Source organism: Polaribacter sp. NJDZ03 (assembly GCF_019263805.1).
GTDB lineage: Bacteria > Bacteroidota > Bacteroidia > Flavobacteriales > Flavobacteriaceae > Polaribacter.
On the sequence record NZ_CP079195.1, the window covers coordinates 152,039 to 166,836 of the forward strand.

General features: G+C 28.7%; 16 protein-coding genes. 10 read left to right on the forward strand and 6 right to left on the reverse strand.

All coding sequences use genetic code 11. The annotated features are described in order from the left end of the window. Positions 1-158: 158 nt before the first annotated feature. The 6 genes from KV700_RS00525 to KV700_RS00550 all read right to left on the reverse strand — a co-directional run bounded on the left by KV700_RS00525 (position 159) and on the right by KV700_RS00550 (position 5,322). The gene (locus tag KV700_RS00525) at positions 159-1,190 is read right to left on the reverse strand and encodes a M28 family metallopeptidase (protein ID WP_218598698.1); all 1,032 of its coding nucleotides are present in this window, start codon (positions 1,188-1,190) and stop codon (positions 159-161) included. Positions 1,191-1,243: 53 nt separating this feature from the next. Beyond that, entirely contained in the window at positions 1,244-2,041 is a 798-nt protein-coding gene (locus KV700_RS00530; RefSeq protein ID WP_218598699.1) for an ABC transporter ATP-binding protein, read from the reverse strand. 123 nt (positions 2,042-2,164) lie between these two features. Then, complete coding sequence (locus KV700_RS00535; protein ID WP_218598700.1) at positions 2,165-3,193, reverse strand: iron ABC transporter permease; 1,029 nt, start codon at positions 3,191-3,193, stop codon at positions 2,165-2,167. Positions 3,194-3,307: 114 nt separating this feature from the next. Continuing rightward, entirely contained in the window at positions 3,308-3,889 is a 582-nt protein-coding gene (locus tag KV700_RS00540) for a non-canonical purine NTP diphosphatase (protein WP_218598701.1), read from the reverse strand. Positions 3,890-4,063: 174 nt separating this feature from the next. Continuing rightward, positions 4,064-4,537 carry a 23S rRNA (pseudouridine(1915)-N(3))-methyltransferase RlmH gene (gene rlmH / locus KV700_RS00545; protein ID WP_166386289.1) on the reverse strand — a complete coding sequence of 158 codons (474 nt, stop codon included), beginning with the start codon at positions 4,535-4,537 and terminating at the stop codon, positions 4,064-4,066. Continuing rightward, positions 4,537-5,322 (reverse strand): hypothetical protein, encoded by a 786-nt coding sequence (locus KV700_RS00550; protein WP_218598702.1) that lies wholly within the window; start codon positions 5,320-5,322, stop codon positions 4,537-4,539. The genes rlmH and KV700_RS00550 overlap by 1 nt, the downstream gene beginning before the upstream one ends. 58 nt (positions 5,323-5,380) lie before the next feature. Here KV700_RS00550 and nadC point away from each other — a divergent pair, with 58 nt between their 5' ends. The 10 genes from nadC to KV700_RS00595 all read left to right on the forward strand — a co-directional run bounded on the left by nadC (position 5,381) and on the right by KV700_RS00595 (position 14,437). Next, positions 5,381-6,238 (forward strand): carboxylating nicotinate-nucleotide diphosphorylase, encoded by an 858-nt coding sequence (gene nadC, locus KV700_RS00555; RefSeq protein WP_218598703.1) that lies wholly within the window; start codon positions 5,381-5,383, stop codon positions 6,236-6,238. A gap of 111 nt (positions 6,239-6,349) precedes the next feature. Then, positions 6,350-8,452: a M3 family metallopeptidase gene (locus KV700_RS00560; protein ID WP_218598704.1), complete on the forward strand. Its 2,103-nt coding sequence runs from the start codon at positions 6,350-6,352 to the stop codon at positions 8,450-8,452. 8 nt (positions 8,453-8,460) lie between these two features. Then, entirely contained in the window at positions 8,461-8,829 is a 369-nt protein-coding gene (locus KV700_RS00565; protein WP_218598705.1) for a copper resistance protein NlpE, read from the forward strand. A 6-nt stretch (positions 8,830-8,835) separates the two neighbouring features. Continuing rightward, positions 8,836-9,408 carry a pentapeptide repeat-containing protein gene (locus tag KV700_RS00570; RefSeq protein ID WP_218598706.1) on the forward strand — a complete coding sequence of 191 codons (573 nt, stop codon included), beginning with the start codon at positions 8,836-8,838 and terminating at the stop codon, positions 9,406-9,408. 116 nt (positions 9,409-9,524) lie between these two features. Continuing rightward, a complete protein-coding gene (locus tag KV700_RS17370; RefSeq protein WP_368384766.1) occupies positions 9,525-9,740 on the forward strand; it encodes a four helix bundle protein in 216 nt (71 codons plus the stop codon). A 23-nt stretch (positions 9,741-9,763) separates the two neighbouring features. Further along, positions 9,764-9,859 (forward strand): hypothetical protein, encoded by a 96-nt coding sequence (locus tag KV700_RS17375; protein WP_368384770.1) that lies wholly within the window; start codon positions 9,764-9,766, stop codon positions 9,857-9,859. Positions 9,860-9,907: 48 nt separating this feature from the next. Then, on the forward strand, positions 9,908-10,846 hold the full coding sequence (locus KV700_RS00580; RefSeq protein ID WP_218598707.1) for a YihY/virulence factor BrkB family protein: 939 nt from the start codon (positions 9,908-9,910) through the stop codon (positions 10,844-10,846). Positions 10,847-10,958: 112 nt separating this feature from the next. Continuing rightward, entirely contained in the window at positions 10,959-12,326 is a 1,368-nt protein-coding gene (gene hisS / locus KV700_RS00585) for a histidine--tRNA ligase (protein ID WP_218598708.1), read from the forward strand. An 87-nt stretch (positions 12,327-12,413) separates the two neighbouring features. After that, on the forward strand, positions 12,414-13,100 hold the full coding sequence (gene folE, locus KV700_RS00590; RefSeq protein ID WP_166386305.1) for a GTP cyclohydrolase I FolE: 687 nt from the start codon (positions 12,414-12,416) through the stop codon (positions 13,098-13,100). Between the two features lie 272 nt (positions 13,101-13,372). Continuing rightward, positions 13,373-14,437, forward strand: a complete 1,065-nt coding sequence (locus tag KV700_RS00595; RefSeq protein WP_218598709.1) for a hypothetical protein — start codon at positions 13,373-13,375, stop codon at positions 14,435-14,437. The last annotated feature ends 361 nt before the right edge of the window (positions 14,438-14,798 follow it).

A 14,798-nucleotide genomic window follows, 5' to 3' on the forward strand; every position in this document is an offset into this window, starting at 1 on the left:
GAGCTTTTAGTACTGGTAATTAACCTATTAGAAAAGATTTTAAACAAACCAAAAATTATTTTTTTGAATACTTAAAAGTAGGAATTTTAAAACTTCTTTAAGCTAAAAAAACCTCACATTTTGTGAGGTTTTTATTTTTTTTATTGAAAATAAACATATTATTTTCCAGCTTTATCAACAATTAATCTTGTTTCTCTATTGGCAATTTCCCATGCTGTATGAAAAACTAAACGAGTTCTTTTTGCTAATAACTCATATTCAATTTTATCAGGTGTATCAGAAGGTTTATGATAATCTTCATGCGTACCATTAAAATAAAAGATAACAGGTATGTTGTGTTTTGCAAAGTTATAATGATCAGATCTGTAATAAAAACGATTTGGGTCGTTCTCATCATTATAGGTATAATCTAAATTAATATTGGTATACTTTGTATTAACGCTTTCAGAAACTTGGTGAAGCTCTGTACTCAATTTATCTGCGCCAATTAAATAGATGTAGTTAGGGTCTGTTTTATGTGCGTCATCAATTCTACCAATCATATCAATATTTAAATCACATACGGTGTTTTCTAAAGGAAAAATAGGGTTTTCTGTATAGTACTTAGAACCTAACAGACCTTTTTCTTCTCCGGTAACATGTAAAAATAATACAGATCTTTTAGGACCTTTACCTGCTTTTGCTGCTTCTTTAAAAGCTTCTGCTATCTCTAAAATAGCCATAGAACCAGAACCATCATCATCTGCACCGTTGTAAATTTCGCCATTTTTTACTCCTTCATGATCTAAATGTGCAGAAATAACTACAATTTCATCTGGTTTTTCAGTTCCTTTTATAAACGCTAAAACATTTTCTGAATCTTTTAAAGTAGTTCCTCTAGAGTTTTTGTTTAAAAATTCTGCAGGTACTTCTTGGTAATAGTTGTCTCCGCCTAATGGAGAAGCAATTCCTTGACTTACATAAAAATCTTTTAAATATTGAATTGCTTTTTTTTGTCCAGGTTCTCCTGTATTTCTTCCTTCAAATTCATCCGAAGCAAAAATATATAAATGCGTTTTTAGGTTTTCCGCAGTAATTGTTTCTGCAAATTTTGCTGCATAATCTGTGTTTTTATCTTCTTTGTAGGCATTTTGGCTAGAGCTACATGCCATTAAAAAGAATAGGCCAAATGTGTAAAGGATTTTTTTCATGAATTAGATTGAATAATAATTATAGATTATGATAATAATAATGAACTTCAAACTTAACTTTTGTTAATCACAAATTGTTGTAACGTTTTGTTAAAATTAACAAGTTCTTTAGGAAAAAGGGTGTCAAAAGCATTTGTTGCTATCAATTCTGTAGGAGTCCCAAAATGAAGAGTATCTTCTGTTAAAAGCATTACTTCATCTGCTAATTGAATAGATAAGTTTATTTCGTGAGAAGAAATAATTACTGTTTTTCCAGTTTCTGTAACTAACTTTTTTAATAATGAAAATATTTTAATTGTGTGATGCATGTCTAAATGGGCTGTTGGCTCATCTAAAATAATTATTTCTGTATCTTGAGCCAAGGCTCTTGCAATTAAAACTCTTTGTAATTGACCATCACTTAATTCATAAAAACGGTTGTTTTTAAGATGTTCTATTTCCGTTTGTTGTAATGCAGTTTCTACTTTTTCGATGTCTTTGTTAGAGAGTTTATCAATCCAATTGGTATACGGTTGTCTGCCAAGTGCAATCAATTCGTAAACCGTTAATTGACTTTCTGGCAAACGTTCTGTTAATACCAAACTTAACTGCTTAGAAAGTGTTGTTTCTGTAATGTCTTTTAAGTTTTTCTGATGGATAAATACAGCACCAGAAATAGGTTGCTGAACTTTAGAAAGTGTTCTTAAAAGCGTCGATTTTCCAATTCCGTTTTTACCTAAAACAGTGACTAGTTTTCCTTTTTCAATTTCTAAATTGATATTTGAAGCAATAATTTTTGAGTGCTTTTTTTGCTGATAACCTATGGATAGATCTTCTGTTTTAAGGATGATATGTTTATTTTCTTGTTTCAAAATTTCAATGTTGCAGAGTTTAACTTATTTGCTTTTAACTAATTTTCATTATGCTACTTACTTTTTTATTCTTAAACACGCTAGTTCCTTCCCTTTGGGAAGGTTAGGGTGGGCTTTTTTTAATTATACAAACAATCTTTTTTTTCTAATTAGCAACCAAATAACAATTGGTGCACCAAATAACGATGTAATTGCATTTATTGGTAATGTAAATTCGCTTGTTGGCATTTGTGCTATAGCATCGCAAATCAATAAAACAATAGCACCAATAATAGCTACTGCGGGTAATAAAACCTTATGATTAGAACTAGAAAATAACATTCTTGCAATATGCGGAACAGCCAATCCTACAAAAGCAATTGGACCTGAAAAAGCGGTTATTACACCTGTTAAAATACTTGTAATTAGTAAAATAATATTTCTACTTTTTTTTACATTAACTCCTAAACTCTTGGCATAGTTTTCACCTAATAAAAAACTATTTAAAGGTTTTATAACGGTGATGGTTCCTAAAATTCCGATACAGTAAATAATAAGAAAAACGGTAATTTCATTCCAAGTTAAATTACCTAAACTACCAAAACTCCAAAATAAATATTGTTGTATTTGAGCTGCTTCACTAAAATACGCTAAAACACTAATAACTGCAGATGTTAAGGAGCCAAACATTAACCCTATTATTAAAATAGACATGGTATTTCTAACTCTGTTTGCTGCAATAATTACAGCAGATAAAACTAAAAAGGCACCTAAACTTGCTGCAATAGGTAAAGACCAATTAGAGATAGAACTTGCCAGAAAAAAGCTTCCAAAAACAGAAGAACCTAAAATTAAAATAGCTACACCTAAACTTGCTCCAGAAGAAATACCCAATACAAAAGGACCCGCCAAGGGATTTCTAAATAAGGTTTGCATTAGTAAACCACAAATAGACAAGCCAGAACCTACTAAAATAGCAGTTATAGCTTTAGGTACTCTAAAATTTATAATAATGGTCTCCCAACTTTCCTTGGTTACATTACCACCAAAAAGGCTATTAAAAATATCTTTAAACGGAATTGAAACAGACCCAAAACTGATGTTCAAAAAGAACAAAAGCACTAGTGAAATAGATAATAAAAAGAAGTGTTTTGTGTATGATTTGTTTTCCATTGATGGTTGGTCTGGTTATGCGCAGTCTAAACGTATTTTTAAACCTCTATAAAACTGCCTATATCTTCAAGTTAAAATCTTTTTAACTTGAAGATAATGTTCTAGAGTTTTGTTTTAATAATTATATTTTGATAAAAATTTCACTAATTTCTGAATTGCAATTCCTCTATGAGAAATGATGTTTTTTTCTTCCGAAGTCATTTCTGCAAAAGATTTTTCAAAACCTTTTGGTTTAAAAATCGGATCATATCCAAAACCTTTTTCTCCGTGTTTTTTTTCTAAAATGTCTCCTCTACAAATTCCTTCGAAAAGAAAATTCTCGTCATTTAAGTTTAAAGCAACTGCGGTTCTAAATTGTGCTTTTCTGTTGTCAGCGGCTTTTAAATCTACCAATAATTTTTGCATATTGTTTTCAGAATTAGAAGGCTCTCCTGCAAAACGTGCAGAATATACACCTGGTTTTCCATCTAAACTCTCTACTTCTAAACCGGTATCATCTGCAAAACAATTATAACCAAATTTTTTGGTAATGTAATCTGCCTTTAATTTAGCGTTTCCCTCTAAAGTGGTTTCTGTTTCTTCTATTTCATCAAAACAATTAATATCTTTTAAACTCAATAATTGTATTGAATCTGGTAACATTTCCTGAACTTCTCTCAGTTTGTTAAGGTTATTTGTAGCAAATACTAATTTCATAATTTTAATTACATGGTTAAAAAATTAAGAAACAAAGTTACAACGTTTTTAAGTCTGAAAATGTTGTAAAGTTAAAATAGTGTAATGGTAATAAAGTGTAAAAATTACCAGATATAAAATGTAATAAAGTTTGTATTTAATTAATATCTAAAAAAACTTAAATGTACTTTATAATTACTCATGATGATACGGCTCATTCTTTAAAATAGTAAAACCTCTGTACAATTGCTCAACAATAAAAAGACGAATCATTTGGTGAGAAAAGGTCATTTTTGATAATGATATTTTTCCGACAGACTTTTTATAAACCGCATCCGAAAAACCATAAGGTCCGCCAATTACTAAAACTAATTGCTTAATTCCTGCATTCATTTTCTTTTGTAAATATTTAGAAAACTCAATAGAGGTAAAGTGTTTGCCTTTATCATCTAATAAAACCAAATTATCTGTATTTTGTAATTTAGATAAAATGAGTTCTCCTTCTTTTTCTTTTTGTTGAATTTCGCTAAGGTTTTTTACATTTTTAATATCAGGAATTATTTCTAACTCAAACTTTATATAATGTTTTAACCTGTTTTGATATTCATCAATTAACTGAATTAGGTGTTTATTGTCAGTTTTACCAATTGTTAGTAGTTTTATTTTCATTAGAAACAATGTTTTGTATGATAAGCACTTTGTTTAAATACACCTTTACCAGATTTACTTAAAGTGTTATAAGAGGCTAACCAGTCTAATCTAAAATCTGACCAATTATTATTTTTAAGTAATTTTTTTAATAAACTATCCGATAAATGTCCGCCGCTAATAAAATATTCTCCATTAGGTTTAATCAATAAAAAACTACTGCTATATATTATTTTAAAGAAAGCATTTTTAAAAAGACCTCTATCTTTTATCCAATTAACTTCCGGGTATTCTTTTCTATATCCGTAATCATAATTATAAACATTAAATATTTCGCCACCAAGTTTTTTAAATTTTTTATTACACTTCTGTAGTGCCTCTATTGATTTTTTTGTGTTAGATTGATTTTTTTTAAAATCATAATCAGCATGTTTTATTTTAGAATGATTTTTTACATGTCTTTTATAATTTTTTAAATTTGTATTAGAATCATATAATGTATCTCTAAAACGAATCATTAAAAAAGCATTTTTATCAATTTTTAAATTGCTATTTCTACTCAGAAATTTTCGAACTTGAGTATAGCCCAATGTATCTGTAGTTCCAAATTTATATTTATAAACCACTTTGTTAATGTTTAAAGAGTCGGTTTTAAAATTTAAACATTTTAAAACAACCAAATTGCATTTTTTAGAATAAGTAATAGAATCTATGGGACTCATATTCTCGTCTATATATTTTACAGACTGAGAAAAACTAAAAAAATAGCTAAAGAGCAAAGTTAAAAAGAACAGTTTTCTTTTCATTTTCATACAAGATTTCTTCAAAAATACTATATTTTTGGAATGATAAAAATATTATGCAATGATATCACAAAAACAATTTCAAAACGAGTTAGATTTAATTATAAAAAATGCAATTAGAGAAGATATTGGAGATGGAGATCATACCTCACTTTCTTGTATTCCTTCGGATGCAAAAGGAAAGGCTAAATTGTTGGTAAAAGAAGACGGAATTATAGCAGGAGTAGAATTTGCAAAACAAGTTTTTAGTTATGTTGATGCAGATTTAGAAATAGAAACCTTTATAAATGATGGAGAAGATGTAAAATATGGAGATATTGTTTTTCATGTTTCTGGTAAATCTCAATCTATTTTAATGGCAGAACGTTTGGTTTTAAATGCCATGCAAAGAATGTCTGCAATTGCTACAAAAACAGCCTTTTTCGCAAACTTATTAAAGGGAACAAAAACCAAAGTTTTAGATACAAGAAAAACCACACCAGGAATTAGGGCTATTGAAAAATGGGCTGTAAAAATTGGTGGAGGAGAAAATCATCGTTTTGCATTGTATGATATGGTGATGATTAAAGACAATCATATAGATTTTGCTGGCGGAATTACAGCTGCAATTACCAAAACGAAGAAATATTTAGCAGAGAAAAACATCGATATTAAAATTATTGTGGAAGCTAGAAATTTAGAAGAAATTAAAGAAATTTTATCTAATGAAGGTGTTTACAGAATTTTAATAGACAACTTTAATTATGAAGATACAAAAAAAGCAGTTGCGCTAATTGGTGATACGTGCTTAACAGAATCTTCTGGTGGAATTAACGAAGATACCATTAGAAAATATGCAGAATGTGGTGTAGATTTTATTTCTTCTGGTGCATTAACACATTCAGTTTATAATTTAGACTTAAGTTTAAAAGCGTTTTAAAAAAGAGTTACAAAATAGCAAAGTAGCATAGTTACAAAGTTTGACTTTGCTACTCTGTTACTAATTTAAACCTTGTTACTATTTTAAACTTTGTAACTAAAATAAAAAAAAATGAAAAAATATATAACAATTGCAGCTTCATTGATATTGATGATTTCTTGTAATACGAAAGAAACAAAAAAAGAAAACACTATGGATATATCTAAAAATCCTCTATTAGTAAAAAGTACGTTAGAATATGGAACTCCTGATTTTACTAAAATAAAATCGGAAGATTTTTTACCTGCTATTTTAGAAGGTATGAGATTGCAAAACGCAGCAATTAAAAAAATCACAGAAAATACAGAAACACCAACTTTTACAAATACTATTTTAGCTTTAGAAGAAAGTAGTACTGTTTTAGATAATGTAAATTCGGTTTTTTCTGGACTTACTGGCGCAAATACAGATGATATCCTTAAAGAAAATCAAAAAGAATTAGCTCCAAAATTTTCTAAGCATTCTGATGAAATTTTACTAAATACAAAATTGTTTGCTAAAGTTAAGGTGGTTTATAATGGTCTTGCTGATGCAAATTTAGATGAAGAATCTAAGCATTTAGTTGGTGAGTATTTTAAGAATTTTTCTAAAGCAGGCGCAAATTTATCCGAAGAAAAAAAGGAGAAATTAAAAGAAATTAATTCTGAAATAGCAAGTTTATCAAATGATTTTGGTAAGAAATTATTAGACGCCAGTAAAAAAGGCGGAATTATAATTGCTGATAAAACAAAATTAAAAGGTTTTTCTGATGAAAAGATAGCTTCTTTAGAAAAGGATGGAAAGTATGAAATTCAGTTGATAAATACAACTCAGCAACCCGCTTTACAAACTTTAGAAAACAGAGAAACTAGAAAACAATTATTTGAAAAATCGATTCACAGAGCAGATACAGGTAAATACGATACAAGTGATCTTGTTTTAAAAATGACAAAGTTAAGAGCAGAAAAAGCTCAGATTTTAGGTTTTGAAAACTATGCAAGTTGGAGTTTACAAGGAACGATGGCTGCAACACCAGACAAGGTTTTTAACATGTTTAAAAATTTAATTCCGGGTTCTTTAGACAAAGCAGCATCTGAAATAAAGGAGATTCAGGCAGAAATTAATAAAGAAGGTGAAGACTTTAAACTAGCGCCTTATGATTGGAATTATTATGCAGAAAAAGTACGTAAATCTAAATATAACTTAAATGAAGATGATGTAAAACCTTATTTTGAAATGACCAACGTTTTAGAAAAAGGAGTTTTTTATGCAGCAACAAAATTATACGGAATTACCTTTAAAAAACGTACAGACATACCAACGTATCACCCAGATGTTGTGGTCTATGAATTGTTTGAAGAAGACGGAAGTAAATTAGGGTTATTCTTTGGCGATTATTTTGCGAGAGACAGTAAACGTGGTGGTGCTTGGATGAGTAGTTTTGTAAAACAATCTAAATTACGTAACCAAAAACCAGTAATCTATAATGTGTGTAACTCACCAAAACCAGCAGCAGGAGAACCTGCATTAATTAGTTTTGATGAGGTAGAAACCATGTTTCATGAGTTTGGCCATGCATTACACGGTTTTTTCGGAAATCAAAAATATGCTTCAATTTCTGGTACTAGTACAGCAAGAGATTTTGTAGAATTTCCTTCTCAGTTTAACGAGAACTGGGCAACACACCCAGAAATTTTAAACAACTACGCAGTTCACTACAAAACAGGAGAGGTGATTCCGGCTGAATTATTACAAAAAATTAAAGATGCAGGTACTTTTAACCAAGGGTATTCTATGATAGAAAACTTATGTTCTTCTAGTTTAGATATGAAATGGCATACAATTTCTGTAAATGATAAAATTGAAGATGTTGCTAAGTTTGAAGCTGAAGCTTTAAAAAGTATGAATCTTAATGTTAGTGAAATTCCACCAAGATACAGATCTACTTATTTTGCTCATATTTTTAGTAGTGGATATTCTGCTGGATATTATTCTTATTTATGGACAGAAATGTTAAGTCATGATGCATACGGTTGGTTTAAAGAAAACGGATTGTTAACTAGAGAAAACGGACAGAAATTTCGTGAACAAGTTTTATCTAAAGGAAATACAATGGATTATGCAGAAATGTATAAAACATTTGCAGGGAGAGATCCTAAGGCAGCACCAATGTTAGAAGCAAGAGGTTTAAAATAAAATATAAAATGAAACATATTATAAAAGTTATAGTAGTAGTTTGTATCCTGTTTTCAGCGTGTAAAAATAATACTCCACAAGATGTTACTGGCGTTTATATTGGCGAATTTCCATGTGCAAGTTGTACGGGAATCGATAATAAAATGACGTTAAATTCCGATGGAACTTTTCTTTTAGAGAGCGTCTATAAAGGACAAGGTGATGATACTGTTTTTACAAAAACAGGAAATTATTCCGTTGAAAACGGAAAAGTAATTTTAGCGTTAGAAACGAGTCCTTTTAAATATGAAATTGGCGACAATTATATTGAAATGTTAGATATTGATGGTCATAAAATTGAAAGTGAGTTGAATTATAAATTAACAAAACAAGAATAAGTTTAGATGACAGAAACTTATTTTGAAAGTGAAGATTTTACTAAAATTGATTTCTCAAAAACGAAAATCAACAAAGGAGAATATGACAATTGTACATTTACCGATTGTAATTTCGAAAATGTACACGCATCAAATATTCAATTTGTAGAATGTGAATTTATAACTTGTAATTTTAGCAATGCAGTTGTAGATAATTCTGCTTTTAAAGAAGTGAGTTTTATCAATTGTAAAATGATTGGTGTAAAATTTAATGAATGCGATCCTTTTTTATTACAGTTTACTTTTAAAGAGTGTCAATTAAGTTTTTCGTCCTTTTATCAATTAAAAATTCCGAGTACAAAGTTTGTGAATTGTAATTTGCAAGAAGTAGACTTTACAGAAGCTACTGTAACAAATGCTGTTTTTGATAATAGTGATTTAAAAGGCACTATTTTTGATAGAACTAATCTAGAAAAGTCAGATTTTAGAACTGCGTTTAATTTTAATATCAATCCTGAGAGTAATCGTTTAAAAGGAGCAAAGTTTAGTAAAGAAAATATTTTGGGACTTTTAACTGAGTATAAAATTGTAGTTGAATAAAGTAACAGAGTTACAAAGTAGCAAAGTAGAAAAGTTACAGAGTTTTAAAGTAACAAGTTAAACTTTGCAACTTTGAAACCACTTTTAACTTTGCCACACTAATTAAAAAAAAGAACATGAAAACGTTTAGAGATTTGTTAGTTTGGCAAAAGTCGATGAACTTTGTTGCTAAAATTTATAAAGTATCTAAATTATTTCCAAAAGAAGAAACATTTGGTTTAACTTCTCAATTAAGGAGATCTGCAGTTTCAATACCTAGTAATATTTCTGAAGGCTATGGTAGAGAAGGAATGAAAGATTATCTTCGGTTTTTGAATTATAAACACAATTAGAAATTGCTTTTAATTTAGAGTATATAAAAAAAGAAGAATTTAATAAATTATATGAACTTTCAAGAGAAATAGAACGAATGTTATCAAGTTTTTATAAGAAGTATAAAATCAAAACATAATTAAACTTTGTTGCTTTGATACTAAATTTAACGATGTAACTACAAAAAATGTCAAAAGAAATAGAAGACAAATTAGAAAAAATACCAATTTTAAATCTCTTGGTACTATTCGGTAAGAAAATAAAAATTCCGGGTTTAGAAGGGATGACTTTGTATGACGTTGTAGAAATGTATATTCTAGGTATTGTTAAAGGTGCTTTAACCACACGAGCAGGCGGAATTGCTTTTAGTTTTTTTATGGCAGTTTTTCCTTTTTTATTGTTTATTTTAACACTAATTCCTTATATTCCTATAGAAGGTTTCCAAGACGGATTATTCTCTTTTATTAAAGAAGTTTTACCACCACAAACATTTGAAGCAGTTAATTTAGTACTTATTGATATTATTAATAATCAGTACGGTAGCTTGCTTTCTTTTGGTTTTTTATTATCAATTTTATTAATGACCAATGGTGTAAATGCTATTTTTGGAGGATTTGAACATTCATACCACATTACAGATGTTAGAAATGTTTTTAGAGCTTATTTTGTTTCTTTGGGTGTTTCTTTATTAATGTCTTTGTTTTTAATTATAATAATAACTTCATTAATTTTATATCAATTTGCACTGTCTAAAATAGATGAAACAGGTTGGTTAGATACAACCGATTTAGATCTTTTTTATTACGGCAGAAGCCTTATTTTTTTAGTGATGATTTTTACCATTGTTTCATTACTTTTTAGATATGGAACAAAACAAGGTAAAGAAACAAGGTTCTTTTCTGCGGGAGCAATTTTAACAACAGTTGTGTCTTTATTTTCATTTTATTTATTCGGAATTTATGTTGTTAAATTTGCACAATACAATCAATTATACGGTTCTATCGGTACCCTTTTAATATTAATGTTGTTTGTGTGGCTAAACGCAATTATCTTATTGTTAGGGTTTGAATTAAATGCAGCTATTTATGCTTTAAGGTTCAGAAATAAAATTGATTCTATTTTATAACATTCCTAAGATTTTCACGATATTTGCGCTCGCAAAAAGCAATTATCATTTTACAATTATCAGCGTGCTGATGTATTGATAACTGATAAAAGAACATTGATAACTGATTTATATGAAACCAAGCATACCAAAAGGAACTAGAGATTTTTCGCCAACAGAAGTAGCCAATCGTACATATATTATGAATACGATAAAAACTGCTTTTGAAACTTTCGGATTTCAACCTATAGAAACACCTAGTTTTGAAAATTCATCAACCTTAATGGGGAAATATGGTGAAGAAGGAGATCGATTGATTTTTAAGATTTTAAATTCTGGAGATTTTTTAAAGAAAGCAGATGGTACGCTTTTATCAGAAAAAAATAGCTTAAAAGTTACTAGTCAAATTTCAGAAAAAGCATTACGTTATGATTTAACAGTACCTTTTGCGCGTTACGTTGTACAACATCAAAATGAAATTACATTTCCTTTTAAAAGATATCAAGTACAACCTGTTTGGAGAGCAGATAGACCACAAAAAGGACGTTTTAGAGAGTTTTTTCAGTGTGATGCAGATGTTGTTGGTAGCAAGTCTTTATGGCAAGAAGTAGAGTTTGTGCAGTTATATGATACTGTTTTTACTAAATTAGGTTTGGCAGGAACAACTATCAAAATAAATAATAGAAAAATACTTTCTGGAATTGCAGAGGTTATTGGAGCGCAAGATAAATTAATAGATTTTACAGTTGCTTTAGATAAGTTAGATAAAATTGGTAAAGATGGTGTAGTTAAAGAAATGCTATCTAAAGGAATTACAGAAGAGGCTATTGAAAAAGTACAACCTTTGTTCGATTTTACAGGGTCTAATTTAGATAAGTTAGCTTCTTTAGAAGGTATGTTATCTACATCTGAAGAAGGAACAAATGGAGTAGAAGAGTTACGTTTTGTAATTAATTCTGTTTCAGCATTAGGTTTAGAAACAGCTGCTTTAGAAGTTGATGTAACTTTAGCTAGAGGATTAAATTATTACACCGGAGCAATTTTTGAAGTTGCTGCACCAGCAGGTGTAAAAATGGGCTCCATTGGTGGTGGTGGAAGATATGACGATTTAACAGGAATCTTTGGATTAAAAGATGTTTCTGGAGTTGGAGTTTCTTTTGGGTTAGACAGAATTTATTTAGTTTTAGAAGAATTAGGTTTGTTTAAAGCTGTAGACCTGCCAAAACCTAAGGTTATTTTCTTAAATTTTGATGCAACTACAGATGTTGCTAAAATGAAAGCCGTAAAAAGTTTAAGAGAAAATAATATAAAAAGTGAATTTTATCCTGATTTAGCAGAAAGTAATAAGGCTCAAAAACGACAATGGAAGTATGTCTCTGCTAGAGAAATTGAATTTGTGGTTTCTGATATTGAAAAAGATATTTTTAACTTAAAAAACATGACTTCTGGAGAGCAGCACAATTGTTCTTTATCAGAATTAGTAAATTTACTTAAGGCATAATAAATTATAGTTAGATAGTTTTAATTTATTAATAAATTTAAATAATACGTTGCAAACACGTAAATTTGCACTTTAATAAAGAATGAAATGTTTGAATTAGACAGCAAAATGAATGACGAAAGAATTGACGAATTAGGAGAAAATCATGTGGCAACTTCTGCGGAAAATCCAATTAGACCAGATGCATTTGATATTTCTAATGAAGAGAAAATAGCAAAAATCCAAGAAAGTGTAAAAGATATTTTACAAACTTTAGGTATGGATTTAACAGATGATAGTTTACAAGGAACTCCTAAAAGAGTTGCAAAGGCTTTTGTAAACGAAATGTTTATGGGCTTAAACCCAGCAAACATGCCAAAAGCTTCTACGTTTGACAATAATTACAAGTATGGTGAAATGTTGGTAGAAAAAAACATTGTTGTATACTCTACTTGCGAGCATCATTTATTACCAATTATTGGTAGAGCACATGTAGCTTATATTTCTGATGGAAAAGTTATTGGACTTTCTAAAATGAATAGAATTGTAGAATATTTTTCTAAAAGACCACAAGTACAAGAGCGTTTAACAATGCAAATTGTACAAGCAATGCAAGAAGCATTGGGAGTAGAAGATGTTGCTTGTGTTATAGATGCAAAACACTTATGTGTTAATTCTAGAGGTATTAAAGATATAGAAAGTTCTACTGTTACAGCAGAATTTGGAGGTAAGTTTAAAAATAAAGAAACTAAGAAAGAATTTTTACAATATTTACAAATGGATACAAAATTCTAAATTATTAGAATTTTGTGATAAAAAAACAGTTTAGAGAATTCTAAACTGTTTTTTTATGTAATTCATTTATATTTTAATAGAAAGATATTTCTGTATATAAATCTTTATTTATAAAATAAAGTAGGGTTTTTTTTAAGTCATACGTTTTATAATTGAAAGATATTATTTGATATAAAAAAACAAGTATTCAAATAATGATTATTAAAAGAACAATACACTAGAATACTGTTTAGTGGTTGTTTCTAATTTATAAATATTTTAAGATAAAAATTATGACCAAAAAAATCTATTATTTCCTTTTTTTAACATCAATAACTTTTTTATTGTCGTCGTGTGAAGCTAACGAATCTGTCGAAATTGAAACAGTTCCTGAAGTAAGTACTCCTATTTTAGCAAATGAAGTTTCAAATAATTTAACAATTAATTCTGCAGAAAAAATAGAAGGTACAATACCTGCTGCTAGTCAAAATATCCCTTTTACTGTTGTAGATCCACAAGAATTTGCTTTTTTAAATGAAGGTTTTGATATCGAATTAAATGTTGAACCTAATAATGTAGCTGGTGCTTATTTTCAAATTAAAGATAATGATGGCACTCTAGCAAATAGTTTTTATAAAATAGATTTATCTGATGCAAATTTAAACGAAAATAAAAACCTAAAATTAGATATTGATTTTAAAGCAACGATGTCTGTTGGTACTTTTTGTTATGTTATTACACTGTATGACGCTAATGGAGGAGTTAGTGATTCTGTTGATATTTGTGTTACTATAAAAAATTGGGGAGGAAATGATAGCTTGTTAGGTGTTTGGGAATACTCTAAAACAGAAAACCTTACTGCAGGATCTTCTGGTTTTTATGATGTTGTTGGAGATAATGAATGTACTCCACAGAGAATAAAGATTCATACAGATGAATTGAAAGACTATGAGACCTGTGATATTATAGAAAGTAGTGTTGTAGAGTTTAAAGTTGATGGAACTTATGAATGGAAAGTTTCTGGTAAAAAAGATTATTTTAGTTTATTGAAGTCTTTAAATGAGGGAGTACCAAGTTTTGATGCTAAATCTAGCTCATATAGTTATGTTTTAAAAGGAAACTGGTCTTATATAGCATCTGAAAGTAGGTTGGTTATGTATGAATACAATACAGAAAAAGAAGATTTAGGTAAGGTAGTTATGAATAACATTGTAATTGGAGAAGCTTTATATTTTGCTAACGGAACTACAGAAATTTCTACAGATAATTTTACACTAACCCAAGATCTTAGCAATTTGTCGGGAGTTTTTGAAGCATTAAAAGGTGTAAGATATAAGCAATACTTTACTAAAAGATAATTTTCTTTAATCATATTTAAGGTGTCTAGAAAGACAAAAAAAACTCAAGATTTATTTAAAATCTTGAGTTTTTTTTTATTTAGATTAGTAGAAGTATATGTTTAGTATTTTAACTTCGTCTAATTCTGTATTATACCAAATGAATTTTAAAATAATTGATAATAAATTTGAATTATTTTTTCTGAATATGCAATAGAAAATCTAATCATAGCCTTAGTTATGGTTCTATTTTATATTAAAATATTAAGGGAAATAAACGAATTTAATCGGTCATTTTAATGTTTATTTGGTATTAGTTATGTTAGCTTTGTTATTTACACTTTTTGTGATATGTGTATTTCTATAATTAACAGTTTTTCAT

What these genes read in the sequence shown, in the direction of transcription:
- KV700_RS00525 (WP_218598698.1), bottom strand. Translation starts at nt 1,190, where the DNA reads ATGAAAAAAATCCTTTACACATTTGGCCTATTCTTTTTAATGGCATGT.
- KV700_RS00550 (WP_218598702.1), bottom strand. Translation starts at nt 5,322, where the DNA reads ATGAAAAGAAAACTGTTCTTTTTAACTTTGCTCTTTAGCTATTTTTTT.
- nadC (WP_218598703.1), top strand. Translation starts at nt 5,381, where the DNA reads ATGATATCACAAAAACAATTTCAAAACGAGTTAGATTTAATTATAAAA.
- KV700_RS00565 (WP_218598705.1), top strand. Translation starts at nt 8,461, where the DNA reads ATGAAACATATTATAAAAGTTATAGTAGTAGTTTGTATCCTGTTTTCA.
- hisS (WP_218598708.1), top strand. Translation starts at nt 10,959, where the DNA reads ATGAAACCAAGCATACCAAAAGGAACTAGAGATTTTTCGCCAACAGAA.
- KV700_RS00535 (WP_218598700.1), bottom strand. Translation starts at nt 3,193, where the DNA reads ATGGAAAACAAATCATACACAAAACACTTCTTTTTATTATCTATTTCA.
- KV700_RS00595 (WP_218598709.1), top strand. Translation starts at nt 13,373, where the DNA reads ATGACCAAAAAAATCTATTATTTCCTTTTTTTAACATCAATAACTTTT.
- folE (WP_166386305.1), top strand. Translation starts at nt 12,414, where the DNA reads ATGTTTGAATTAGACAGCAAAATGAATGACGAAAGAATTGACGAATTA.
- KV700_RS00580 (WP_218598707.1), top strand. Translation starts at nt 9,908, where the DNA reads ATGTCAAAAGAAATAGAAGACAAATTAGAAAAAATACCAATTTTAAAT.
- KV700_RS00570 (WP_218598706.1), top strand. Translation starts at nt 8,836, where the DNA reads ATGACAGAAACTTATTTTGAAAGTGAAGATTTTACTAAAATTGATTTC.
- rlmH (WP_166386289.1), bottom strand. Translation starts at nt 4,537, where the DNA reads ATGAAAATAAAACTACTAACAATTGGTAAAACTGACAATAAACACCTA.
- KV700_RS00560 (WP_218598704.1), top strand. Translation starts at nt 6,350, where the DNA reads ATGAAAAAATATATAACAATTGCAGCTTCATTGATATTGATGATTTCT.
- KV700_RS17370 (WP_368384766.1), top strand. Translation starts at nt 9,525, where the DNA reads ATGAAAACGTTTAGAGATTTGTTAGTTTGGCAAAAGTCGATGAACTTT.
- KV700_RS00540 (WP_218598701.1), bottom strand. Translation starts at nt 3,889, where the DNA reads ATGAAATTAGTATTTGCTACAAATAACCTTAACAAACTGAGAGAAGTT.